The organism is Streptomyces sp. NBC_00572 (genome assembly GCF_026341815.1).
In the GTDB taxonomy this organism is placed as follows: Bacteria; Actinomycetota; Actinomycetes; order Streptomycetales; family Streptomycetaceae; genus Streptomyces.
In genome coordinates, this window is the sequence record NZ_JAPENX010000001.1 from 2091643 (window position 1) to 2115009 (window position 23367).

Here is a 23367-nt window from a genome sequence, read left to right on the forward strand (position 1 = left end):
TTCCTCCTCGTTACGGCACTTCTCACATGGTTTCGTTGGACGGCGCGTCGACCCTATGCCTGTGGGTCCAGGTGCCTGAGCAACGCGACGCCGGAGCCGTCCAGTTCGTACAGCACCCGTACGCCGGCCCGGCGCCGGCGCACCACGCCCGCGGCCACCAGCAGCGTGAGGTGTTCGGAGACGGTGCTCGGGGCGAGTCCGAGCGTCGTGGCCAGGTCGGAGGTCGTGGTCGGCGCGGCGAGAGCGCGGACGACGGCGGCCCGGCTGCGGCCGAGCAGGATCTCCAGCCGGTCGCCGCGCGCGGGTTCGTCGGCCCGGCCTTCGGCCCGTCGGCCGGACGGCGGCTCTCCGGCGAGTACGGCGGCTCCCTCGGCCTGGTACGACACGGCCGTCACCCCGTTCGGGGCGGAGTTGAGGAGGGTCGCCCCGCGGCCGAACACCAGGGGTACGAGGACGAGTCGGGAGGCGTCGGCCGCCGCCGAGAGCCCGCCGGGCGTCCCGGCGTACGGCCTCGGGACGCCACCGCACCGGGAGGGGCCCCCGCGCAGGGTGCCGAGGAGGCGGTCCGGGCCCTGGGTGGCGAGCACCCGGGCGCGGAGCAGGATGTCGTCCTCCGTGACGGCCCGCAGGGACGCCTCGTACGGGACGAGGGCGGCCCGTACGTAGCGCGGGAGGAAGGCGCACAGTTCGGCGATCCGCGCCGCGGGATCCGCGTGCAGCGGGCGCACTTCGACGGGGACGCCCTGCGGGAACCACCGCTTGAGCTCCTCGCGTACGCGGGCCGGGGACACGGCGCGGAGGAGGGCGATCTCGTCCGCCAGGCCGGCCTGCCCGGCCGAGGAGGGGACGGGGAGGAGGAACGACGGCAGGCTTCCGCCGCTGACCCGATAGAGGTGAACGAGCCACCCCGGGACGGTCACGTCGGCCCGCGTCAGTGAACGGCGTGCGGCCCGGCCCCAGTCGGTGTACGGCCAGGGTGCGAGTCCCCGGTGCGAGGACAGCAGTCCGATGCTGCCGAACGTCTCCCAGAGCCGGCTGTCGGCGATCCGAACGGCTCGGGCATGGGCCCCGCGTTCGGATGTCGTCAACGGAATCTCGATCACATGCGCCCCCGTGCGCCTGGTCCACCGAACGGTGGAGCGGGCACACGGTAGCGCTCGGATGATCACCGATCCGCGCGCCGGACGCTCAGAATGTCAGGTCCGGGATGGCTCGATCCGGTCAGTGGGCGGCGTCCATGACCGACCTGACCGCCCTCACCAGCGACTGCGCCCGCGGGTCCGCCGTGACCGTCTTGCGCATGCCGTTCGTCACGTACCCGAAGGCGATCCCGGAGTCGGGGTCGGCGAAGCCGAGCGAGCCGCCGCGGCCCGGGTGGCCGAAGGACGACGGGCCGTACAGCGGGGAGGCCGGGCCGTGCAGCATGTGGCCGAGGCCGAAGCGGGTGCCGACGAGCAGCACCTTGTCCGCGCCCACCGACTCCTCGGTCCGCGCCAGTGTCAGGGTGTCGGGGGTGAAGAGGCGCTCGGCGCCGTCCACGGGGCCGAGGGTCGCCGCGTAGAAGCGGGCGAGGGCGCGGGCGGTCGCCACCCCGGCCGAGCCGGGGAGTTCGGCGGCCCGGTAGACCGGGTCGTTCTCGTCGGGCTTGGGGTCGATGACCCCGAAGGCGCGCCGGGTCAGGGAGTTCGGGTCCTGGTACGCCTCGGTGACGGAGCGCTTCGGGCGGAGCTTGAGGGCGCCGCTGCCGGGCGGCTCGATCTCCTCGACGGGGCCGAGCCGGCCGACCCGGTGGGCCTCGGTCTCCGGGAGTCCGATCCACAGGTCGAGGCCGAGGGGGCCGGTGATCTCCTCGGCGGCCCAGCGGCCGATGGTGCGGCCGGTGACCCGGTGGACCAGTCCGGAGAGCAGCCAGCTGAAGGTGTGGGCGTGGTAGCCGTGCGCCGTGCCGGGCTCCCAGACGGGGGCCTGCGCGGCTGTCGCGCGGGTCGCGGTCTCCAGGTCGACGGCCTCAGCGAGGGTGAGCGGCCGGTCCAGGACGGGGACGCCCGCCCGGTGGGCGAGGAGCTGCCGTACGGTCACGCGGTCCTTGCCCGCCGCCTTGAACTCGGGCCAGTACGCGGCGACCGGGGCGTCCAGGTCGAGCAGACCGCGCTGGTGCAGGAGCAGGGGGACGGCGGCGGCGACGCCCTTGGTGGCCGAGCGGACGACCTGGGCGGTGTCCTCGGACCAGGGCGCCTCGCCCTCGACGTCCTTGGTGCCCGCCCACAGGTCGACGACCGGAGCGCCGTCGTGGTGGACGGCGACGGCCGCGCCGCGCTCACCGCGCTGCTCGAAATTGCGCAGGAACGCGTCCCTGACCGGCTCCCAGCCCGCCGCCACCGTGCCCTGGACGTCCACGTCCCACTCCTCCATCGCCGATCCGACCCCCCCATGGTGCAACGCGGAGGGAGGGGGACCGATTCCGGGGCGGCCTCAGGCCACCGACTGCGGCACGAAGCCGAACGGCAGCTCCAGGCGGTGCGCGGCCATCAGCTCCTCGTCGGCGAGGATCTCGCCGGTCCGTCCGTCGGCGGCGATGACTCCCTCGCTGAGGATCACCGCGCGCGGGCAGAGCTCCAGGGCGTACGGCAGGTCGTGGGTGACCATGAGGACGGTGACGTCGAGCGAGCGGAGGATGTCGGCGAGCTCGCGGCGCGAGGCCGGGTCCAGGTTGGACGACGGCTCGTCGAGGACGAGGATCTCCGGTTCCATGGCGAGGACGGTCGCGACGGCGACCCGGCGGCGCTGCCCGAAGGACAGGTGGTGCGGCGGCCGGTCCGCGTACTCCGCCATCCCGACCCGGTCGAGGGCCTTCCGTACGACGGCCTCCAGCTCGGCGCCCCGGAGGCCCGCCGCCGCCGGGCCGAAGGCGACGTCCTCGCGGACGGTCGGCATGAACAGCTGGTCGTCGGGGTCCTGGAAGACGATGCCGACCTTGCGCCTGATCTCGGCGAGGTGCTTCTTGCCGACCGGAAGCCCGGCGACGGTGACGCCGCCCGCGCCGCCCGTGAGGATGCCGTTGAGGTGGAGGACCAGGGTGGTCTTGCCGGCGCCGTTGGGGCCGAGGAGGGCGACGCGCTCGCCGCGCCCGACGGTCAGATCGACACCGAAGAGGGCCTGGTGGCCGTCGGGGTACGCGTACGCGAGCCCGCGTACGTCGAGGGAGGGAGGAGGGGTCGTCATAGCGTCCATCCGAGGAGGCAGATCAGCAGTGCGGTGAGGGGGAGCGCGGCGGCGTACGTCCATTGGGCGCGGGTCGCGGTCACCTCGTCGATGACCGGCATCGTGCCCGTGTAGCCACGGCTGACCATGGCGAGGTGGACCCGCTCCCCGCGCTCGTACGAGCGGATGAAGAGCGCGCCCGCCGACTTGGCGAGGACGCCCCAGTGCCGGACGCCCCGCGCCTCGAAGCCGCGCGAGCGGCGGGCGACGGACATCCGGCGCATCTCGTCGGTGATGACGTCCCCGTACCGGATCATGAACGAGGCGATCTGGACGAGCAGCGGGGGCAGCTTCAGCCGTTGGAGGCCGAGGAGCAGCTCGCGCAGTTCGGTGGTGGAGGCGAGGAGCACGGAGGCGGCGACGCCGAGGGTGCCCTTGGCGAGGACGTTCCAGGCGCCCCACAGTCCGGGGACGGAGAGGGACACTCCGAGGACGGTCGTCTGCTCGCCGGGGACCACGAAGGGCATGAGCAGCGCGAACGCGACGAACGGCACCTCGATGAGCAGCCGTTTCAGCAGGAAGCCGGCCGGGACGCGGGCCTTCGCCGCCACGACCGCGAGGAGCAGGGCGTAGAGGGCGAAGGCCCAGACGGCCTCGCGGGGCGTCGAGACGACGACCACGACGAAGCCGAGGACCGCGGCGAGCTTGGTGTGCGGGGGCAGCTCGTGGACCGGCGAGTGCGCGTGCCGGTAGAGCTTGTGGGCGTGCCCGGCTCCCATGTCAGACGGCTTCCGTACGGGGTTCGGCGTGCGTACGGCGGCGGCGGACGACCCAGAACGCGCCCGTGCCGACGGCGAGGGTCGCGCCCACGCCGATCGTGCCGGCGAGGCCGCCGGAGAGGCGGGCGGTCTCGATGCCCTTGACGCCGTAGTCGGCGAGCGGGGAGTCGGCTGCCGCGTGGTCCTCGACCTTGCTGTCGATGCCCTTGTCGGCGGCGACCTTCTCCAGGCCGTCGGGGCTGGCGGAGGCGTAGAAGGAGACGAAGCCGGCGAGGACGAGCGCGGTGACGACACCGCCGATCCACAGTTTCCTCGGGGAGCGGGCGGGCGCGGCAGGTGCGGCGGCCGGGGTCGCGTCGACCAGTTCGCCGCCGACGCGGAGCTTGAGCGGGGCGGTCAGGCCGCGGGCGCCGTAGACCAGGTCGGGGCGGACGGCGACGACCGCGCCGACGGTCAGCATGGTGATGACGGCCTCGCCGATGCCGATGAGGACGTGCACGCCGACCATGGCCGTGAGGACCTTGGAGACCGGGACGTCGGTGGTGCCGCCGATCGCGTAGAGGACGGTGAAGGCACCGGCCGCGGCCGGTACGGAGACGAGCGCGGCGACGAAGGAGGCCGCGGTCACCGAGGAGCGGGTGCGGGGCAGCAGCAGGACGAGGCCGCGGAAGAGCGCGTAGGCGACGACGACGGTGACGACGCCCATGACGGTGATGTTCACGCCGAGGGCGGTGAGGCCGCCGTCGGCGAAGAGGATGCCCTGCATGAGCAGGACGACGGCTATGCACAGCACGCCGGTCCACGGCCCCACGAGGATCGCCGCGAGCGCGCCGCCGAGGAGATGTCCGCTGGTCCCGGCGGCGACCGGGAAGTTCAGCATCTGGACGGCGAAGATGAAGGCCGCGACGAGTCCGGCGAGTGGAGCGGTCCGCTCGTCCAGTTCCCGCCGTGCCCCGCGCAGGCTTACGGCGACGGCGCCGGCGGCGACGACACCGGCGGCGACCGATACGGGGGCGTTGATGAATCCGTCAGGTACATGCACGCCCTGAATGATGAGCGCTCCTGCAAAGCACTTGCAAGAGCGCACAGGTCACAGAAAAGCGGCGCATGGTTCGTGCGCACGCCGGGAAGGAGTGGGACATTAGTCGATAAGAGGACAAACTGTGAGGAGCCCCCGATGGCCGCCGCAGACGATCGCGAACCCGACCACGAAGCCGACCGCTCAGTCGACCGCGACACCGACCTCGCAGTCGAGGACCACGCCAGGGGACGGATCATCAGCGACGCCCCGCTCTCCCGGCCCGTCCCCGTCGACCTCCGCTACGACCCCGGCTTCTCCCCCGCGACCGTCCGCTTCGTCTTCCCCGGCGACGTCGAGTGGTCCTTCCCCCGCGTCCTCCTGGAGACCGGCCTGCGCGCCCCGACCCGCCGCGGCGACATCGGGGTCTGGCCCTGCGGCCGGGTGCAGACGGTCGTCGAACTCCACAAGGACGACGGCCTTGTCACGGTCGTCCAGTTCGACACCACGGCGCTGACCCGCTTCCTGAAACACACGTACGCCGCCGGCGCGTCGATGACGACGAGCTGACGGCGCACGTGGCGAGCGACCTCGGGATCAGACCTTCACGAGGTCCGGCTTCGGGCCGGAGGCCCCGCCGTCCGCCTCGTCCGCGGGCGCGGTGCCGGCGAGACCCTCACCCTCCACGTCCACGTTCGGCAGGATCCGGTCCAGCCACTTCGGCAGCCACCAGGCCTTGTGGCCGAGCAGCGCGAGGACGGCCGGGACGATCGCCATCCGGACCACGAAGGCGTCGAAGAGGACCGCGATGGCCAGGCCGAAGCCGATCATCTTGATCATCTGGTCCGTCATGCCGATGAAGCCGGAGAAGACCGCGATCATGATCACCGCGGCGGCGGTGACCACCCGGGCGCTGTGCCGGAAGCCGGTCACGATCGCCTCGCCGGGCCGCTCCCCGTGGACGTACGCCTCGCGCATCCGGGTGACGAGGAAGACCTCGTAGTCCATCGCGAGACCGAAGACGACACCCACCATGAAGATCGGCATCATCGACATGATCGGGCCGGTCTGCTCGACCCCGAAGAGGCTTCCGAGCCAGCCCCACTGGAAGACCGCGACGACCGCGCCGAGGGCCGCGACCACCGAGAGCAGGAAGCCGAGGGCCGCCTTCAGCGGTACGAGGATCGAGCGGAAGACCAGGGTCAGGAGCAGGAAGGCCAGGCCGACGACGAGGGCCAGGTACGGCACCAGGGCGTCGTTCATCTTCTGCGAGAAGTCGATGTTCATCGCGGTGGCGCCGGTGACGAGGACGTCGTCGCCGGTGGCGTTCCGGATGTCGTGGACGAGGCTCTCGGTGGCCTCCGAGGACGGACGGTCCTTCGGGATCACCGTGATCATCGCGGCGTCGCCGGCCTTGTTCGGGGTCGCCGGGGTGACGGCGGACCAGCCTTCGAGGCCCTTGATCGTGGAGACCGCCTTGTCGGCGGTCGCCTTGTCGCCGTCGACGACGACGAGCAGCGGGCCGTTGAAGCCGGGGCCGAAGCCGTCCGACAGAGCGTCGTACGCCCGGCGCTCGGTGGTGGAGGTCGGCTTGACGCCGTCGTCCGGGAGGCCCATCTCCAGGGAGGCGGCGGGCAACGCGATCGCGCCGAGGCCGAGGACGCCGATCAGCAGCACCATCACGGGGCGGCGGATGACGAAGCGGGCCCAGCGGGTGCCGCCGTTCGGCTTCGCGGCCTTCGGGTCGCCCGTCGGGGCGGCACCGCCGGCCTTCGCGGCCTTGCGCTGCTTGCGCCCGATGACCTTGTCGCCCGCGAAGCCCAGCAGCGCCGGGATCAGGGTGAGCGCGATCAGTACGGCGATGACGACCGTGCCGGCGGCGGCGAAGCCCATCTTCGTCAGCATCGGGATGTTGACGACGGCCAGGCCGACCAGGGCGATGACGACGGTGAGTCCGGCGAAGACGACGGCGGAGCCCGCCGTGCCGACGGCTCGGCCCGCGGCGTCCTCCTTCTCGCGGCCCTCGGCCAGCTCCGCGCGGTAGCGGGAGACGATGAAGAGGGCGTAGTCGATGCCGACCGCGAGGCCGATCATCATCGCGAGGGTGGAGGTGGTGGAGCCGAGGTCCAGGACGTTCGCGAGCGCGGCGATCGACGAGACGCCGATGCCGACGCCGATGATCGCCGTGAGCAGCGGGAGTCCGGCGGCGACGAGCGAGCCGAAGGTGAGGACCAGGACGATGCCGGCGATGACGACGCCGACGATCTCGCCCGAGCCGGTCTCCGGCATCGTCTGGAGGGCGTCACCGCCGACCTCGACGGTGAGTCCCTTGCCCTGCGCGTTGTGTCCGGCCTGGGTCAGCGCCTCGCGCGTCTCGTCGGTCAGCTCCATCGCGTTGACCTTGTAGGCGACGGAGACGTAGGCGGTGGAGCCGTTCTGGGAGACGGCGTGCGCGGTGTACGGGTCGGTGACCGAGACGATCTGGTCCGAGCCGGACTTCAGCGCGGAGACGGTCTCCTGGACGACGGCCTTGTGCGCCGGGTCGGTCATCTTCTGGCCCTCGGGGGCCTTGAAGACGACGCGGGCGGTGGCCCCGTCGGCTCCGGCGCCCGGGAAGCGCTCTTCGAGCAGGTCGAAGGCGCGCTGGGCCTCGGTGCCGGGGATCGAGAAGGAGCCGGAGGTCGGCGCGGGTGCGGTGGCGGCGCCGATCCCGGCGACCGCCAGGAGGGCCACCCAGAGGAGGGCGACGAGCCGTCGGCGCCGGAAGGCGGAACGGCCCAGCTTGTACAGGAACGTGGCCACGGGGGCGTACTCCCATTTCGTGGTGGGACAGGGCATGGGGAGCCGGCCCGACGGCGTGAGCGGTTCGACGTCAGGTGGTGCGGGTGATGCGAGTGGTGCAGGCCGTGCTGCGGGGAAGGTCAGACGCCGAGTGAGGGGAGCACGACGGCGTTGACGTAGTCGGTGATGAAGGCATGGTCGATCGGCTTGTCCTCGACCAGCGGACGGGCGACGAACGCCCCGATGATCATGTGCGGGACGTACTTCAGTGCCGGATTGTCGGCGCTGACCTCACCCCGTTCCACCGCTCGTTCCAAGGTGTCGCGCATGCTGCTGATCTCGGGTTCGATGAGCAGTTCGCGCAGCGCCTGGAGCAGTTCGGGGTTGGTGTGGACAGCGTGGGCGAGGCCGCGCATCAGCGCGGTGTCCTTCTCCATCTGACAGTCGTCGGTCAGCGCCATCATCGCCTGGAAGTCGCCACGCAAGGTGCCCGTGTCGATCTCCGTGAGCCTGATGGGCTTGTTGTGGCGCAGAGCCCTGGCGACCAGCTCGGGCTTGCTCCCCCACTGGCGATAGAGGGTGGCCTTGCTGGAGTGGGTGCGGGCGGCGACGGCGTCCATGGTGAGGGCGTCGTAGCCGACCTCACGCAGGAGGTCGAGCACGGCTCCGTACAGCTCGGACTCACGCTCTGGGGTGAGCCTGCTGCGGGCCATGACCGAACTCCTGTCGAACGAAACGGTTTCGTACAGTAAGAAGATACCCCCGCCCTCAGCGAAACGAAACCGTTTCGTACGTGTCCTGGGCCACACCGAAGCCGAGCCACGACCACCAAGACGCCCGCGAACGCGTACGGGTTGACGCACCCTCTGGCGACGCCCGCAAGCCCGTACGACTCAACACCCCCCGGCGACGCCCGCAAGCCCGTACGACTCACCACCCCCGGCGACGCACGCATGTACCGGTCGCCGACCCCTCACGCCGCCCGCAAACACGTACGAGTTGCCGCACCCCCTCCGCGCGGAAAGCATGAGGAGGTGAGTGACGACGTCGCGTATCTCCGTTTTCCGCACCTCCACGACGACCTGCTGTGCTTCGCCGCCGAGGACGATCTGTGGATCGCCCCGCTCGTCCCCGGGGACCACCGCCCCGGCCGGGCCTGGCGGCTCACCGTCGACCGGACGCGGGTCGGGCACCCGCGCTTCTCGCCGGACGGCCGGCAGATCGCGTACACGAACTGGCGCAGCCTCGACCCAGAGATCCATCTCGTCCCCATCGAAGGCGGGTCCGCCCGGCGGCTCACCTACTGGGGCTCCACCGACACCCGCGTCTGCGGCTGGACACCCCCCGACAAGGACGGCCGCTCCGACATCCTCGCCGTCTCCTCGCACGGACAGCCCTTCTCGTACTACTCCTGGGCCTACACCGTCCACACCGACGGCTCCCCTGGCAGCCGCCTGCCCTGGGGCCCGGTCTCCGACATCGCCGTCACCGAGGACGGCGGCGAGCACGAGGGCGAGCGCCGCACCCTCCTCCTCACCGGAAAGCCGCCGCACGAACCGGCCGCCTGGAAGCGCTACCTCGGCGGCGCCACCGGCCGCCTCTGGCTGCACGGCGAGCGGCTGCTGCCCGACATCGGCGGCCACCTCGACTCCCCGATGGCCGTCGACGGCCGGGTCGCGTTCCTCTCCGACCACGAGGGCGTCGGCAACCTCTACTCCTGCCTGCCCGACGGCACCGACCTGCTCCGGCACACCGACCACGACGAGTTCTACGCCCGGCACGCCTCCAGCGACGGACGCCGGGTCGTCTACCAGTGCGCCGGCGAGCTGTGGATCGTCGACGCGCTCACCCCCGACTCCCGCCCCCGGAAACTGGAGGTGCGGCTCGGCGGCCAGCGCGTCGGCCGCCGCTGCTACCAGGTGCCCGCCGCCCACCACGTCGACGCGGTCTCCGTCGACGAGACCGGCCGGGCCAGCGCCGTCTCCGTGCGCGGCAGCCTCTACTGGCTGACCCACCGCGACGGCCCCGCACGCACCATCATCGACACCCCGGGCGTCCGGGTCAGGCTGCCCGAGATGCTCGGCAGCGGCGGCCAGGTCGCCTACGTCACCGACGCCGAGGGCGAGGACGCCGTCGAGGTCGCCTATCTGCCGCGGGCCAGCGGCGACCGGCCGCCGCGCCGCCTCGCCTCGGGCGATCTCGGCCGGGTCGAGGAACTCGTCGCCGACTCGGACGGCGAGCGGCTCGCCATCGCCTCCCACGACGGCCGGCTGCTCCTCCTCGACGCCACCGAGGCCTCTGGGGGCACCTCCCGGACGGAGTCTGGGGGAGGCGAGGTCACCGAACTCATCCGGTCCGTCAACGGACCCGTCCGCGACCTCGCCTTCTCCCCCGACGGCGCCTGGCTCACCTGGTCCCACCCCGGCATCGGCCGCTCCCTGCGCTCCATCAAGATGGCCCGGATCTCCGGCCCCGGCGCCCGGACCGTCGTCGACGTCACCAACGGGCGCTTCGAGGACGAGAACCCCGTCTTCACCCGGGACGGCCGCTACCTCGCCTTCCTCTCCTGGCGCGGCTTCGACCCGGTGTACGACGTGCACACCGGCGACCTGTCCTTCCCGCTCGGCTGCCGCCCCTACCTCGTCCCGCTCTCCTCCGCGACGCCCTCCCCGTTCGCGCTGCTCCCCGACGGGCGGCCGGCGGCCGGCGGTCTCGACCCCGCCGACGACGACACGGAGGCCACCACCGACGGCACCGTCACGGTCGAGATCGAGGGGCTCCCCGACCGGGTCACGCCCTTCCCCGTCGCCGCCTCCAAGTACTCCGCCATGCACCCGGTCAGCGGCGGCGGCCTGGTCTGGCTGCGCTGGCCCATCTCGGGCGCGCTCGGCGAGACCTTCGCCAACCCGGCCGACACCTCGGGCCGCCCCACCCTGGAGTACTTCTCCATCACCAAGGCCCGCAAGAGCGAACTCGCCAAGGACCTCGACTGGTTCTCGGTCAGCGGCGACGGCACCCGGCTCGTCGTCGCCGACGAGGGCGAGCTGCGGGCCGTGCCCGCGACCGAGTCCGGGGACGGCGACTCCACCGTCTACCTGGACCTGCGGCGCATCCTCCACGAGGTCGACCCGGGAGCGGAGTGGCGGCAGGCCTTCGACGAGGCCGGCCGGATCGTCCGCGCCTACTTCTGGGAGCCCGGCATGGGCGGGGTCGACTGGACGGCCGTCCTCGACCAGTACCGGCCGCTCGTCGAACGGGTCGCCTCCCCCGACGAGTTCGCCGACCTGCTCCGCGAGGTCGTCGGCGAACTGGGCACCTCCCACGCCTACGTCACCCCCGCCCGCCGCAACGAGGGCCCGCCGCATTACCAGCGGCCCATGGGCCTCCTCGGCGCGAACCTGGTGCCCCGCGAGTCCGGCTGGACGGTGAAGCGCATCCTGCCCGGCGAGTCCTCCGACTCCAAGGCCCGCTCCCCGCTCGCCGGTACGGGCATCCGCGAGGGCGCCGTCCTCACCCATGTCGACGGCCGTCCGGTGGACCCGGTCACCGGCCCGTACCCGCTGCTCTCCGGCACCGGCGGCACCACCGTCGAACTCACCTTCACGCCCGCCGAGGGCGAGGGCCGGGCCCGCCGCGTCGCCGTCGTCCCGCTGATCGACGAACGTCCGCTGCGGTACCAGGACTGGGTCGCCAAACGCCGGGCGGTGGTACGGGAGATCAGCGGCGGCCGCTGCGGCTACCTGCACATCCCCGACATGGGCGGCTCCGGCTGGGCCCAGTTCAACCGCGACCTGCGCATGGAGGTCTCCCGGCCGGCCCTCATCGTCGACGTACGCGGCAACGCCGGCGGCAACATCAGCGAACTCGTCATGGAGAAACTCACCCGCAAGATCCTCGGCTGGGACCTCACCCGCAACGCCCAGCCCGTCGCGTACGCCTCCAACGCCCCGCGCGGCCCGATCGTCGCCCTCGCCGACGAAGCGACCTCCTCCGACGGCGACATGATCACCGCCGCGTTCAAACTCCTCGGCCTGGGACCCGTCGTCGGCCAGCGCACCTGGGGCGGAGTCGTCGGCATGACCGGCCGCCATCGGCTCGGCGACGGCACCCAGATCACGGTCCCGATGAACGCGGCCTGGTTCCCCGAGTACGGCTGGTCCCTGGAGAACCACGGCGTCGAACCGGACCTGGCGATCCTGCGCACCCCGCTCGACTGGGCGGAGGGCCGGCACGCCCAGCTCGACGACGCGGTCGAGCTGGCCCTCGAACTCCTCGCGGAAACCCCGGCGGCGAGCCCCCCGGGCTACGAGGGCCTCCCGGACCGCTCCCGCCCGAAACTCCCGCCGCGAGGGACGGCCGAGGAGTAACCCCCCGCGGGGCCGTTCCGTGCGGCGAGCGTGCGTGCCGGGCCGGCCGGCCCCGACAGGAATGGTCAGACACCCCCTAGGCGGCGCTCCGCCCCACGCCGTCGGCCAGATCCAGCTCGTACGACGTCCCTGCCTGCCCGTCGAGCGTCACGCTCCCGACCGCACCGAAGCCGACCCGCCCGAGCACGACCCTCGACCCGTCGTTGTCGAGGGTCGTGACGGCGGTCAGCCGGCTCAGCCCGTACTCCTCGCGCGCCAGCCGGCACACCTCCCGCACCCCGGCCGTCGCCACCCCGCGTCCGGTCGCCTTCTCGGCCACCCGGTACCCGAGCTCGGCGGCCCCGTCGGCGACGTCGACGAGATTGAACCGCCCGAGGATCTCGCCGCCCTCCCCCACGAGCACATGGAAGTGGATCCCCCCGGTCTCCTGCTCGTCGAGCAGCGCCTGATGCCGCTCCTCGAAGTCGGTGAAGTACGCGTCCCCCCGGTCGGGCACGGACGCGGCGAAATACCCCCGGTTGTCCCGCTCGAAGGCGAGCAGGGCGGGGGCGTGATCGGATCGCAGTCGCTCAAGTACGGCCATGGGCGCCACCGTACGAAGATCCGGAGCCCGGTGCGTACAACTTTTCGGCCCTCTGAAGGTCTGACCAGCTGCGGCGCGCTCTGCCCCGGCCCTCCGGGAGGAGAGGAACGTGCCGTACGCCACCTTCGCACGAGGAACGACATGACCGTGGAACAACGCCCCTCGCCCGCCCCCTTCTCCCTGGTCAGGGAGGAGGACGGCCACGTCTGGGGTGACTTCGCCGAGGTGGAGGGCCTCTTCGGCGAGCCCCGGAGCGGGACGTACGAGCTGTTCGACTGGGTCCCGGAGACGACCGGAGCCCCGGCCCCGGCCCCGGCCCCGGAGTGGCTCGGCAGCACCGTCTGGCTGGTCCCCGAGGACGGGACGCTCGACGCCTGGCGCCTGGCGGACGTCGAGGCCGTCGGCCTCCGGGCGGCGGCGGGACGTCTCGTCCTCCTGGGAGAGGACGACTGCGACGGTCCGCCCGAGGGCCACCGCGGCCCCGTACGGATCCACGACGGGACCCGATGGCTGGGCTCCTGCCAGGAGTTCGCCGCCGTCCTGCCCGCGGAGCCGGCCGCGCCTCCGCTCGTCCTGCGCGGCCTCGCGCCGAGCGAGGAGCTGCGGCGGGCGCTCGCGACCGGGACGCGGAAGGCCCTGGAGCTGGAGACGGCCGTCCTGGAACTCCGGGACGCGCACGGCGCACCCCTCACCGACCGGCGCCTGTGGGCCAGCGTCACCGCATGGCGCCCCTCCGCGCTCGGCCCCGAACTGCTCGACGTGGAGTTCGACGGCTCCTTCGTCGACCCCGTCCCCGAGTTCGCCCGCCCGCTCTGGGAGCGGTGGCTCGCCGGGCCGCCGACCACGCCCGGCGCCTGGGCCGGGCTCGACACCCGGCGGCGCGGGGCGTGGCACGACCTCGTCCGGGAGCGGGCCTGCCGCCGCACGCACGAGGACCGGCCCGCGGGGACCGCGTACACGCTCGACGGGCGGCACGTCACCGACGAGCCGAGTCTCTGGCTCGCGCTCGGCGAGGCCGTGAACGGGCCCGGCGGCTACTTCGGCGGATGCCTCCAGGCCCTCCACGACTGCCAGGGCGGTGGCTTCGGCTTCACCGCCCCCTCCACCCTGACCTGGCGGAACTCCGACGTCGCCCGCGCACACCTCTCCCGGGCGCTGTCCCCGGACGGTGATCCGTACGACCTCTTCGCGGTGACGGTCCACGCCCTGGAGGAGGACGGGATGCGGGTCGTGCGGGCATGAGCGCGCGCGGACGCACGTGAAGGCGCACCCGGTGAACCGGGTGCGCCTCCTCGACACAGCACGCGAGAGAACGACGTGTCAGGCGTCGTAGTCCTGGTCGAGACGGTCCTGGGCCTCCTGCTGGGCCCTGCGCGTCTCGTCGTCGGAGCGCTCGCGGCCCTTGGACGCGCGTTCGGACGCCTCGTCCTTCGCCTTGCCCATGGCCTGCTTGGCCTTCTCGCCGAGCTGCTGCGACTTGTCCTTGAACTGGTCTGCCATGCCCATGAAAGTTCACTCCTAGAAGGGTGTGAGGGAGACAGGGGCGGTGTGCCCCTTGGGCCTCGACCAGCCTTGCACGAGCGAACATTCCACGCATTTCGATCAGTTACGGACGGCTACCGCGCGGCGATCCCCCCGGCCGCCGCGCGGCAGCAGCCCCGTCAGTGTCCGGCCCGGCCCGCCGTCCTCGCCTCCTCGTCGGCCGCGCCGCCCGCGCCCACAAGGCCCTTGGAGACCGAACCGAGGCGGGGCTCGAAGCGCTTCATCTCGCGCCGCCCGACGGTCGCGATCATCCCGGGCAGGTAGCCGCGGACCGACTGCATCCCGCGCAGCCACCACTGCGCGTACACGTGCGGGGAGCGCCGCTCGATGCCCGCCACGATCCGGTCGACGGCCGGGCCGAGGGGGTACGTGCGGTTCGCCGGCCACGGCAGCCGCTGCCGCAGCTCCTTCATCACGTCGTCCTGGTCGGCGCCCCGCACCATGTCGGTGTCGGTCCAGGAGAGGTAGCCGACGCCGACCTTCACGCCCTTGTACGCGACCTCGGCGCGCAGGCTGTGCGCGAAGGCCTCGACGCCCGACTTGGAGGCGCAGTACGCCGTCATCATCGGGGCGGGGGTCATGGCGGCGAGCGAGGCGATCTGGAGGAAGTACCCCCGCGACTCCATGAGGACCGGAAGGAACGCCCGGCCGGTGACCGCGCCGCCGATCAGATTGACCTCGATGACCCGCCGCCAGGCGCCCGGGTCCGACTCGACGAACGGACCGCCCGCCGCGACACCGGCGTTGGCGACGACGATGTCGACCTTCCCGAACCGTTCCTTCACCTCGGCCGCGACCTTGGCCATGGCCTCGTGGTCGGTGACGTCGGCGTGCCACCAGTCGGCCTCGGTGTGCAGCCGCCCCGCGACCTCCTTGAGCTGCTCCGGCTCCAGGCCGACGAGCGCGATCTTCGCACCGCGTGCGGACAGCTTGCGGGCGAGGAGCTCCCCGACGCCGCGGGCGCCTCCGGTGACGACCGCGACCTGTCCTTCCAGGCTCACCCGGCTCATGCCTTCTCCTTCACTTCCAGGTACGTGTCGGTCAGTTCGCGGATCCGCGCGGTGACGGCCTCGGGGGCCTCCACAGGTGTCATATGCCCCGTACCTGCCAGTTCGAGCAGCCCCACGCACTGCGGGAGCGCCTCGGCCATGGCGCGGGAGTGGACGGGCGGGGTGAGCCGGTCGGCGGTGCCGACGACGACCGCGACCGGCAGGTCGAGCGCCCGCAGGCCCGCTTCGAGGTCGAGCTCGGAGAGCACCCTGGACCAGCCGACACGTGCCCCGCGGGGGCAGGCGTGCACGATCCGGGCGCAGGCGTCGACCCGCTCGGGGGCCGAACCGGGGCCCATCGTCGCGTACTTGAGGATCTTCCTGGAGACGGCGTTGACCGGCCCGAGGGGGGCCTTCGCGCCGAGGACGCCCCGGGTGAGCCGGGTCCGCCGGTCGCTCGGCCGGCCCGGTACGACGGTGGCCTCGGCGGTCAGCCGCGAGGGCCCGGTGGAGCAGAGCAGCGCGGCCGCCGCGTGCTCCCGGAAGCCCGGCCGGTCGGCCGCCGCCATGAGGGTCATGCCGCCCATCGAGTGTCCGGCGAGGACGGCCTTCTCACCGGGGGCGAGGGTGTTCGCGAGGACCGCTTCGAGGTCGTCGGCGAGCGCCCGGGTGGCGTATCCGGAGGGCCCGGCCGGGGCCGGGGACCTGCCGTGGCCGCGCTGGTCGTAGGCGATGACCCGGTGGTCGGCGGCGAGGGCCCGTATCTGCTCGGCCCAGAAGGAGATCGAGCAGGTCCAGCCGTGGGCGAGGACGACGGCGGGCGCGCCCTCGGGGCCGTACACCTCGACGTGGATCCGGGCGCCGTCGGCGGAGACGGCGGTGAGTTCGCGGGAGGTGGGGAGCGAGGTCAGGTGCCGGCTCACTGGGCGGCCTCCTTCTTCCGGGAGGTGGTGCGGGCCTTCGCGGGAACGGACTTCGCGGGCTTGGGCGCGCGGATGACCTCGTACTCGGAGAGGTCGACCTGCCGGGTCTCGCGCCGGAACTCGCTCGTCGTGCCCGGCCACAGTGTGGTGTTGCGGCCGTTGGCGTCGAGGTACCAGCTCTCGCAGCCGCCGGCCTTCCAGACGGTCCGCTCCATCCGCGCCTGCACCCTGCGGTTCCAGGCGCCGACGGCGGAGGGCCGGACGGCGAGGGCGGCGCGCCCGCCCGGCCCGGAGGGAGTGAGCAGAGCCAGCTGGCGCAGGTAGTCGGCCATGTAGTTCAGCTGGGACTCGATCATCAGGATCATCGAGGAGTTCCCGAGGCCCGTGTTGGGGCCGATGACCGTCATGAAGTTGGGGAAGCCGGCGGCGGTGGCGCCGCGCAGCGCCTCCATGCCGCCCTTCCAGGTCTCGGCGAGCGTCTTGCCCTCGGCGCCGACGACCCGCTCGGCGATCGGCATGTCGGTGACGTGGAAGCCGGTGCCGAAGATGATCGCGTCGACCTCGGTCTCGGTGCCGTCGGCGGCGACCACGGTCGAGCCGCGGACCTCGCGCAGACCGGAGGCGACGACGTCGACGTTGGGCTGCGCGACCGCCGGGTAGTACGTGCTGGAGAGCAGGATGCGCTTGCAGCCGATGCGGTACGAGGGCGTCAGCTTGGCCCGCAGGACGGGGTCCTTGACGGCCTTGGCGATGTTGGCCTTGGCGAGCTTCTCGATGAGTCCGAGTTCGTTCGGGTGCTTGGTGAAGGCGCCGACCTGCAGTTCGCGGATGCCCCAGAGGAGACCGCGGCGCAGGGTTCCGGTGACGGGCACGGCCCGGTGCAGCCAGCGCTCGGGGCCGCTGATGGCGCGGTCCATCCGGCGCATGACCCACGGGGGCGTGCGCTGGAAGAGGGTCAGCTTCCCGACCTGCGGCTGGATCGCGGGCACGATCTGGATGGCGGAGGCGCCGGTGCCGATCATGGCGACGCGCTTGCCGGTGAGGTCGTAGTCGTGGTCCCAGCGGGCCGAGTGGAAGACCTTGCCGGGGAAGTCGGCGATACCGGGGATGTCGGGGATCTTGGGGTCGGAGAGCGGCCCGGTGGCGGAGACGACGACCTCGGCGCTGAAGGTGCCCTGACTGGTCTCGATCTCCCAGCGGAGCGCCTCGGCGTCCCACTCCATCCGCCGTACCTCGTGGTCGAGCCGGAGGTGGGGGCGGATCCCGAAGGTGTCCGTGACATGCTCCAGGTACGCGCGGATGTGGCGCTGTCCGGAGAAGGTCCGCGGCCAGTCGGGGTTGGGCGCGAAGGAGAAGGAGTAGAGGTGGGAGGGGACGTCGCAGGCGCAGCCGGGGTAGCTGTTGTCCCGCCAGGTGCCGCCCACGGAGTCGGCCCGCTCCAGGACCACGAAGTCGGTGATTCCCTCGCGGCGCAGCCGGACGGCGGCGCCGAGGCCACCGAATCCCGATCCGATCACCGCCACACGTACCTGCTCGTGCTTCGCCATGCCGCCTCCCACGCGCCCGGCCAATCCCGCCAGCAATCACTGGCACAGTCGGGACTGTAGAGCAGCTCCATACCGAGCGGTAGGGGTCGGGCGAGGGAAAGTTACCGGCGGTACAACATAGGCTGGCGTGCGTGGCAGAAGGATCAGGCGAAGGATCGGGACCCGGCACCGTGACACCCGAGGGCGCACGCGGGGGTCGGCGGTCGGGCGCGGGCGAGCCCGAACGCGTACGTGAGGGTCGGCAGTCCGCCGCGGGCGAGCCCGAGGGCGTACGCGAGTACCGCATGGACGAGTTGGCGGCCGCCGCCGGAATCACCGTGCGCACCCTGCGCTTCTACCGCGAGCGCGGTCTGATCCCCCCGCCCCGCCGCGAGGGCCGGATCGCCTGGTACGACGAGCAGCACCTGGCCCGGCTGCGCACCATCGCCGCCCTCCTGGAGCGCGGCCACACCCTCAACGGCATCGCCGACCTCACCACCGCCTTCGAGAGCGGCCGCAACGTCCGCGAGGTCCTCGCCCTCGGCGCCCCCAGCGAGGAGGAGCCGGTCCGCCTCACACCGGAGGAGCTCGCCGACCACTTCGCGGGCGAGGTCACCCCGGAGAACCTCGCCGCCGCCCTCGACCTCGGCTACCTCGTCACCGACGGCGAGGAGATCATCCACATCAGCCGCCGTCTGCTCGACGTCTCCGCCGCCCTCGTCCGCGAGGGCGTCCCGCTCGCCGAGGTCCTCAAGGCCGGCGCCCGCGTCCGCGAGCACGCCGACGCCCTCGCCGAACTCTTCACCGACCTCCTGCGCACCCACGCCGCCGAGGACGACCTGTGGCGGCTGCGCCCGCTCGCGAAGAGCGTGGTGGAGGCCGAACTGTCGATGGCACTCGATCGCCGGCTGCACCAGGAAGGACCGGCGGAACCGGCCTCATGATCGCCTGACAGGTTCTTCGAAAGTTGACGACGAGATCCGGGCGTACGGAACGGATCCGGTCCCATGCGGAACGCCCGTCGGCGACCACCTGGACGGTATTTCCTTCCCGCTCCAGATAGATGCGCATGAGCCGTGACTGCTTTTCGTCGTCCTCGGCGATCAGAATGCACGCGCTCAACAATTCCCCCCACCAGGTCCCGTGGTACGGCAGCACGGGACCGCGCGGGAAACGAACGGCGAAAAGGAACTACATCTCGTAGACGGCGGTCACGGGTGCGTGGTCGCTCCACCGCTCGGCATGGGTCGCGGCCCGCTCGACGTAGGCCTTGACGGCCTTGGCGGCGAGTCCGGGGGTGGCGATCTGGTAGTCGATACGCCAGCCGCTGTCGTTGTCGAAGGCGCGCCCGCGGTAGGACCACCAGGAGTAGGGCCCCTCCTGCTCGGGGTGGAGCGCGCGCACGACGTCGACGTACCCGCCGTCCCCCTCGTCGAGCACCTGCCCCAGCCACTCCCGCTCCTCGGGCAGGAAGCCGGCGTTCTTCTTGTTGGCCTTCCAGTTCTTGAGGTCGGCCTCGTGGTGGGCGATGTTCCAGTCGCCGCAGACGACGACCTCGCGCCCGTCGGCGGCGGACCGCTCCCGGAGCTCCTTCAGATACGGCAGGAACTCCCCCATGAACCGGCACTTCTCGTCCTGGCGCTCGGTGCCGACCTCGCCGGAGGGCAGGTAGAGGCTGGCGACGGTCACGCCGGGCAGGTCGGCCTCGACGTACCGGCCGCTGTCGTCGAACTCGCTCGACCCGAAGCCCACGCGCACCCGGTCGGGCTCGCGCCGCGTGTAGAGGGAGACCCCGGCGCGCCCCTTGGCGGCGGCGGGCGCGTGGACGGTGAACCAGCCCTCGGGCGCCCGCACCTCCTCGGGCAGCTGCGCCTCCTCGGCGCGCACCTCCTGGAGGCAGACGGCGTCGGCGGAGGTACCACCGAGCCACTCGACGAACCCCTTCTTGGCGGCTGCACGAAGACCATTGACATTCACGGACGTCACAGTGAGCATCCCGGGAGAATACCGACACCCAGGCATCGCATACATGTACGATACTCCGCATGAACATCCAGCCCACGCCCTATGACCACCCCGACGCCGTCAAACTCAACGACGCGGTCCAGGCGGAGTACGCCGTCCGCTACGACGACGAGGGCGATGTCACACCGCTGGACGCCGGAATGTTCGCCCCTCCCCGCGGCCTCTACCTCCTCGCGTACGACCCCGCGGGCAGCCCGGTCGCCACGGGCGGCTGGCGCACCCAGGACAAGAACGACGAGGGCTACGAGAACGGCGACGCCGAACTCAAGCGCATGTACGTGGTCCCCGAGGCCCGCGGCCTCGGCCTGGCCCGTCGCATCCTGGCCGCCCTGGAATCCGACGCCCGCGAGGCCGGCCGCACCCGCATGGTCCTGGAAACGGGCACCGCCCAGCCGGAGGCGATAGCCCTCTACACGTCGAGCGGCTACGAACCCTGCGCCAAGTTCGGCCACTACCGCGACTACCCCAACAGCCGCTGCTTCGCGAAGCCGCTGACCTGAGCGGGTCCGGGTCCCGGGAGACCGGGACCCCCACCCGATCCCGGAAAAGCGGAAATCCCGCCCGATCTTTCGATCGGACGGGATTCCCGGTGTCTGTGGACCTGTGGGGATTTGAACCCCAGACCCCCTCGATGCGAACGAGGTGCGCTACCAGACTGCGCCACAGGCCCTTGCGACGTGTGAAACATTAGCATCCCGACCGGCTCAGGCAAAAATCCATTCCCTCGCAGGTCAGCCGGGGGCCGTCGCGGGCCCCCGGTGGGTCATTCGTTGGCCGCCCGGGGGCGGTCGTCGTCCGCGTACTGGTCGAAGAGCGGGGTGCGGCCGTGGTCGCGGGTGCGGCGGGGCTGAGCGGTGCGCTGGCGGGGCGCCGGGGACGGAGCGGGGGCCGGGTCGGCCGCCGTGGAGGAGCGGGCCGCGCTCCAGGTCTCCGGGTCCGTGATGTCGATGCCGCTCGTGGCACGCGGGGCGACCGGGGCGGTGACGTACGTCGGGAGCGGGACCGGGACCGGGTCCCAGCTCTCGCCGCGGGCCGGGCCGCGGTCGCGCTGCTGGTCCACCCACTCCGCGTGGTCGGTCTGCTCGACCAGGGCGCGCCGGTCCGCCTCCTGCGGGGAGGGGGCCGAGGCGGAGTCGGGCTGCGGTTCCGGCGTGGGCGCGGGGCGCCGGCTCTCGCGCAGCCGGGCCGCCGCCGCTTCCGCGCGCCGCCGGTCCATCACGTACACGAACCGGCGGCGTTCCTGGACCCGCAGATGCACGATGTAGGCGCTGAGGAGCAGTGCGGGCACGGCCGGCGCCCACAGGAAGGCGACTCCGCCGACGGCCGCGACGACCGCGCCGAGGGTGAAGCCGGCGAAGAGGAGCGTCGTGGTGCGGCGGCGCCTCGCGAGGACCTTGCCCCGGCGGGCGCGCTCGGCGGCGGCACCCGTGGCCGCGCGGGCCTGGGCGGGATGCGGCGCCTTTTCCCGTTCGGGTTCCGGGAGTTCCAGGCGCGCTTCCGTTCTGGCCGCGGGCGCGGAAAACGCCCGGACGTCGACCGAGCTCAAATGCTCGGTTTCCGCGTCCGGGTCCACGTCGGGCGTCGGACCCTCCGCCGTACGGTCCCGCTCCTTGAGCTCCTTGGCGTACCGGCGCTCCATGCCCGCCCGTCCGGAAAGCAGCCGGATGGCGGTGCTGAAGCGTTCCGTCGGACGGGCTTCGTTCAGCTCGTCCTGCCTGCGGAGCCACATCGGCACCAAGTAGGCGGCCCAGGCCCCGACGATGACTGCGTAGATGAGGCCGCTGCTGCTCACGCCTCACACGGTAGAGGGGTTCGCGGGACGGCATCGGCCAATTGGCCCGGTGTGTCGCACGATCTGGCTGATATCACTGAACTTTTTTGTGATTGTTCCGATCGATTGACTGCCAACTACCGATTGAATTCGAACACTTATTTTATTCTTGCCTGGTGCCAGCGGCGCAGCAGCCCCTCCGGCACCTCCTCCGCCGTCAGCGCGAAGACCAGATGGTCCCGCCACGCGCCGTCGATGTGGAGGTAGCGGGGCCGCAGCCCCTCCTCACGGAATCCCAGTTTCTCCACGACCCGGCGCGAAGGCCCGTTCTCCGGGCGGATGCAGACCTCCATCCGGTGCAGCCCCACCACGCGGAAGCAGTGGTCGACCGCGAGCGCGACCGCCGTCGGCATCACCCCGCGGCCGGCCACCTCGCTGTCCACCCAGTAGCCCACGTGCCCCGAGCACATCGAGCCCCACGTGATCCCGGCGACCGTCAACTGGCCGACGAGCCGCCCCCGGTACTCGATCACGAACGGCAGCATCCGGCCCGCGTTCGCCTCCGACCGCAGATGACGGACCATCTGACGGTACGTCGGCCGCTGCGTCACCGGCCCGCCCGGGGCCGGCGGCGGAACCGTCGCCTCCCAGGGCCGCAGCCACTCCCGGTTGCGCCGGTTCACCTCGCGCCAGGCCGCGTGGTCACGCATCTTTATCGGACGGAGCACCACCTCGCCGTCCACGAGCACCACGGGCCAGGTCGGGATCACGACGGTCTCGGGTGGTCGCCGCCGCGGATCTGGTCGACGGCGTGCCGCAGGATCGGCTCCAGGACGGTCAGCCCGTCCCGTACCCCGCCGGGCGACCCCGGCAGGTTCACGATCAGCGTGCCGCCCGCGACGCCCGCGAGGCCCCGCGAGAGCGCCGCCGTCGGCACCTTCTCCCGGCCGTATGCCCGGATCGCCTCCGGGATGCCCGGGATCTCCCGCTCCAGGACCCGCCGGGTCACCTCGGGCGTCTCGTCGGTGGGCGAGATGCCCGTACCGCCGGTGGTCACGATCGCGTCGTACCCGGCGGCGACCCCGGCCCGCAGCACCGCCTCGACCGGCGCCCCGTCCGGAACGACCTGCGGGCCGTCCACGGCGAAGCCCATCCGGGTCAGGCCCTCGACGATCAGCGGACCGCCCTTGTCCTCGTACACCCCGGCCGCCGCCCGGTTCGAGGCGGTGACGACGAGTGCGGCGTACGGGGCGAGGAGCGCGCCGCCGATGTCGTCGCCGAGCGCCGCCGGGGGCGGCTCCTCGTGCTCGTGCACGCCCGACACCCGGCCCCCGCGCGTCACGACTCGCTCCGCGTCCAGTGGCCCGACTTTCCGCCCGTCTTCTCCTCCACCCGTACGTCGGAGATGACCGCGCCCTTGTCGACCGCCTTCACCATGTCGACCACCGTCAGGGCCGCCACCGAGACCGCCGTCAGCGCCTCCATCTCGACGCCCGTGCGGTCCGTGGTCTTCACGGTCGCCAGGATCTCGACCGCGTCGTCCGTGACCGCCAGGTCCAGGGTCACGCCCGACACGGCGAGCGGATGGCAGAGCGGGATGAGGTCCGGGGTCTTCTTGGCGCCCATGATCCCGGCGATCCGGGCGGTGGCGAGCGCGTCGCCCTTCGGGACGCCCTCGCCGCGCAGCAGCTCGATCACGCGCGGCGAGACGAGCACCCGCCCGCTGGCGCGCGCCGTGCGGGACGTGACGTCCTTCGCCGATACGTCGACCATGCGGGCCGCGCCCGCCTCGTCGATGTGGGTGAGACCTTGCTGCGTGCTCATCGCCGTGACACTCCCGGTCGCTGTGTGGGACGACACCG

General features: G+C 72.2%; 22 protein-coding genes and 1 tRNA gene. 5 read left to right on the forward strand and 18 right to left on the reverse strand.

Annotation, left to right across the window (positions count from 1 at the left end):
• Positions 1-53 precede the first annotated feature (53 nt).
• From OG514_RS09445 to OG514_RS09465, 5 genes are all read right to left on the reverse strand, one after another.
• Positions 54-1088, reverse strand: a complete 1035-nt coding sequence (locus tag OG514_RS09445; RefSeq protein WP_266892829.1) for a helix-turn-helix domain-containing protein — start codon at positions 1086-1088, stop codon at positions 54-56.
• Positions 1089-1221: 133 nt separating this feature from the next.
• Positions 1222-2412 carry a serine hydrolase domain-containing protein gene (locus OG514_RS09450; protein ID WP_266892831.1) on the reverse strand — a complete coding sequence of 397 codons (1191 nt, stop codon included), beginning with the start codon at positions 2410-2412 and terminating at the stop codon, positions 1222-1224.
• Between the two features lie 60 nt (positions 2413-2472).
• On the reverse strand, positions 2473-3222 hold the full coding sequence (locus OG514_RS09455) for an energy-coupling factor ABC transporter ATP-binding protein (protein ID WP_266892833.1): 750 nt from the start codon (positions 3220-3222) through the stop codon (positions 2473-2475).
• Positions 3219-3980: a cobalt ECF transporter T component CbiQ gene (gene cbiQ / locus OG514_RS09460; protein ID WP_266892835.1), complete on the reverse strand. Its 762-nt coding sequence runs from the start codon at positions 3978-3980 to the stop codon at positions 3219-3221. Before cbiQ ends, OG514_RS09455 begins: the two co-directional genes overlap by 4 nt.
• A gap of 1 nt (position 3981) precedes the next feature.
• Positions 3982-5022 (reverse strand): energy-coupling factor ABC transporter permease, encoded by a 1041-nt coding sequence (locus OG514_RS09465; protein ID WP_266892837.1) that lies wholly within the window; start codon positions 5020-5022, stop codon positions 3982-3984.
• Positions 5023-5157: 135 nt separating this feature from the next.
• Between OG514_RS09465 and OG514_RS09470 the strand changes: the two genes are divergently transcribed.
• Positions 5158-5568: an SsgA family sporulation/cell division regulator gene (locus OG514_RS09470; RefSeq protein WP_266892839.1), complete on the forward strand. Its 411-nt coding sequence runs from the start codon at positions 5158-5160 to the stop codon at positions 5566-5568.
• Between the two features lie 27 nt (positions 5569-5595).
• Here the strand turns inward: OG514_RS09470 and OG514_RS09475 are convergent, their stop codons facing one another.
• Together OG514_RS09475 and OG514_RS09480 are read right to left on the reverse strand one after the other, a co-directional pair.
• Positions 5596-7800: an MMPL family transporter gene (locus OG514_RS09475; protein ID WP_266892841.1), complete on the reverse strand. Its 2205-nt coding sequence runs from the start codon at positions 7798-7800 to the stop codon at positions 5596-5598.
• Between the two features lie 119 nt (positions 7801-7919).
• A complete protein-coding gene (locus OG514_RS09480) occupies positions 7920-8492 on the reverse strand; it encodes a TetR/AcrR family transcriptional regulator (protein ID WP_266892843.1) in 573 nt (190 codons plus the stop codon).
• Between the two features lie 321 nt (positions 8493-8813).
• Between OG514_RS09480 and OG514_RS09485 the strand changes: the two genes are divergently transcribed.
• Positions 8814-12146 (forward strand): S41 family peptidase, encoded by a 3333-nt coding sequence (locus OG514_RS09485; protein WP_266892845.1) that lies wholly within the window; start codon positions 8814-8816, stop codon positions 12144-12146.
• 76 nt (positions 12147-12222) lie between these two features.
• Here OG514_RS09485 and OG514_RS09490 read toward each other — a convergent pair whose 3' ends face one another.
• On the reverse strand, positions 12223-12729 hold the full coding sequence (locus tag OG514_RS09490) for a GNAT family N-acetyltransferase (protein ID WP_266892847.1): 507 nt from the start codon (positions 12727-12729) through the stop codon (positions 12223-12225).
• A gap of 141 nt (positions 12730-12870) precedes the next feature.
• Between OG514_RS09490 and OG514_RS09495 the strand changes: the two genes are divergently transcribed.
• Positions 12871-13971: a barstar family protein gene (locus OG514_RS09495; RefSeq protein ID WP_266892849.1), complete on the forward strand. Its 1101-nt coding sequence runs from the start codon at positions 12871-12873 to the stop codon at positions 13969-13971.
• Between the two features lie 78 nt (positions 13972-14049).
• Here the strand turns inward: OG514_RS09495 and OG514_RS09500 are convergent, their stop codons facing one another.
• The 4 genes from OG514_RS09500 to OG514_RS09515 form a co-directional block, all read right to left on the reverse strand.
• Entirely contained in the window at positions 14050-14235 is a 186-nt protein-coding gene (locus OG514_RS09500; protein ID WP_266892851.1) for a hypothetical protein, read from the reverse strand.
• A 155-nt stretch (positions 14236-14390) separates the two neighbouring features.
• Positions 14391-15281, reverse strand: a complete 891-nt coding sequence (locus OG514_RS09505; protein WP_266892853.1) for an SDR family oxidoreductase — start codon at positions 15279-15281, stop codon at positions 14391-14393.
• Positions 15278-16183, reverse strand: a complete 906-nt coding sequence (locus OG514_RS09510) for an alpha/beta fold hydrolase (RefSeq protein WP_266892855.1) — start codon at positions 16181-16183, stop codon at positions 15278-15280. The genes OG514_RS09505 and OG514_RS09510 overlap by 4 nt, the downstream gene beginning before the upstream one ends.
• Entirely contained in the window at positions 16180-17730 is a 1551-nt protein-coding gene (locus OG514_RS09515; RefSeq protein ID WP_266892857.1) for an NAD(P)/FAD-dependent oxidoreductase, read from the reverse strand. The genes OG514_RS09510 and OG514_RS09515 overlap by 4 nt, the downstream gene beginning before the upstream one ends.
• A gap of 284 nt (positions 17731-18014) precedes the next feature.
• Here OG514_RS09515 and OG514_RS09520 point away from each other — a divergent pair, with 284 nt between their 5' ends.
• Positions 18015-18653: a MerR family transcriptional regulator gene (locus OG514_RS09520; protein ID WP_266900803.1), complete on the forward strand. Its 639-nt coding sequence runs from the start codon at positions 18015-18017 to the stop codon at positions 18651-18653.
• A gap of 247 nt (positions 18654-18900) precedes the next feature.
• Here the strand turns inward: OG514_RS09520 and OG514_RS09525 are convergent, their stop codons facing one another.
• On the reverse strand, positions 18901-19704 hold the full coding sequence (locus OG514_RS09525) for an exodeoxyribonuclease III (RefSeq protein WP_266892859.1): 804 nt from the start codon (positions 19702-19704) through the stop codon (positions 18901-18903).
• Between the two features lie 50 nt (positions 19705-19754).
• On the opposite strand from OG514_RS09525, the gene OG514_RS09530 reads away from it, so the two are divergent.
• The gene (locus OG514_RS09530; RefSeq protein ID WP_266892861.1) at positions 19755-20234 is read left to right on the forward strand and encodes a GNAT family N-acetyltransferase; all 480 of its coding nucleotides are present in this window, start codon (positions 19755-19757) and stop codon (positions 20232-20234) included.
• 96 nt (positions 20235-20330) lie between these two features.
• Here OG514_RS09530 and OG514_RS09535 read toward each other — a convergent pair.
• The 5 genes from OG514_RS09535 to moaC form a co-directional block, all read right to left on the reverse strand.
• A tRNA-Ala gene (locus OG514_RS09535) sits at positions 20331-20404 on the reverse strand.
• Positions 20405-20497: 93 nt separating this feature from the next.
• Positions 20498-21526: a gephyrin-like molybdotransferase receptor GlpR gene (glpR, locus tag OG514_RS09540; protein WP_266892863.1), complete on the reverse strand. Its 1029-nt coding sequence runs from the start codon at positions 21524-21526 to the stop codon at positions 20498-20500.
• A gap of 137 nt (positions 21527-21663) precedes the next feature.
• A complete protein-coding gene (locus OG514_RS09545; RefSeq protein WP_266892865.1) occupies positions 21664-22275 on the reverse strand; it encodes a GNAT family N-acetyltransferase in 612 nt (203 codons plus the stop codon).
• Positions 22272-22775: a molybdenum cofactor biosynthesis protein B gene (locus OG514_RS09550; RefSeq protein ID WP_266900804.1), complete on the reverse strand. Its 504-nt coding sequence runs from the start codon at positions 22773-22775 to the stop codon at positions 22272-22274. The genes OG514_RS09545 and OG514_RS09550 overlap by 4 nt, the downstream gene beginning before the upstream one ends.
• A gap of 68 nt (positions 22776-22843) precedes the next feature.
• Positions 22844-23329 (reverse strand): cyclic pyranopterin monophosphate synthase MoaC, encoded by a 486-nt coding sequence (moaC, locus tag OG514_RS09555; protein ID WP_055600182.1) that lies wholly within the window; start codon positions 23327-23329, stop codon positions 22844-22846.
• Between the last annotated feature and the right edge of the window lie 38 nt (positions 23330-23367).

Excerpts from the sequence above, each read along its gene's own strand:
- OG514_RS09450 (WP_266892831.1), bottom strand. The coding sequence starts at position 2,412 with ATGGAGGAGTGGGACGTGGACGTCCAGGGCACGGTGGCGGCGGGCTGG.
- OG514_RS09455 (WP_266892833.1), bottom strand. The coding sequence starts at position 3,222 with ATGACGACCCCTCCTCCCTCCCTCGACGTACGCGGGCTCGCGTACGCG.
- cbiQ (WP_266892835.1), bottom strand. The coding sequence starts at position 3,980 with ATGGGAGCCGGGCACGCCCACAAGCTCTACCGGCACGCGCACTCGCCG.
- OG514_RS09470 (WP_266892839.1), top strand. The coding sequence starts at position 5,158 with ATGGCCGCCGCAGACGATCGCGAACCCGACCACGAAGCCGACCGCTCA.
- OG514_RS09480 (WP_266892843.1), bottom strand. The coding sequence starts at position 8,492 with ATGGCCCGCAGCAGGCTCACCCCAGAGCGTGAGTCCGAGCTGTACGGA.
- OG514_RS09490 (WP_266892847.1), bottom strand. The coding sequence starts at position 12,729 with ATGGCCGTACTTGAGCGACTGCGATCCGATCACGCCCCCGCCCTGCTC.
- OG514_RS09495 (WP_266892849.1), top strand. The coding sequence starts at position 12,871 with ATGACCGTGGAACAACGCCCCTCGCCCGCCCCCTTCTCCCTGGTCAGG.
- OG514_RS09500 (WP_266892851.1), bottom strand. The coding sequence starts at position 14,235 with ATGGGCATGGCAGACCAGTTCAAGGACAAGTCGCAGCAGCTCGGCGAG.
- OG514_RS09505 (WP_266892853.1), bottom strand. The coding sequence starts at position 15,281 with ATGAGCCGGGTGAGCCTGGAAGGACAGGTCGCGGTCGTCACCGGAGGC.
- OG514_RS09515 (WP_266892857.1), bottom strand. The coding sequence starts at position 17,730 with ATGGCGAAGCACGAGCAGGTACGTGTGGCGGTGATCGGATCGGGATTC.
- OG514_RS09520 (WP_266900803.1), top strand. The coding sequence starts at position 18,015 with ATGGACGAGTTGGCGGCCGCCGCCGGAATCACCGTGCGCACCCTGCGC.
- OG514_RS09525 (WP_266892859.1), bottom strand. The coding sequence starts at position 19,704 with ATGCTCACTGTGACGTCCGTGAATGTCAATGGTCTTCGTGCAGCCGCC.
- OG514_RS09530 (WP_266892861.1), top strand. The coding sequence starts at position 19,755 with ATGAACATCCAGCCCACGCCCTATGACCACCCCGACGCCGTCAAACTC.
- moaC (WP_055600182.1), bottom strand. The coding sequence starts at position 23,329 with ATGAGCACGCAGCAAGGTCTCACCCACATCGACGAGGCGGGCGCGGCC.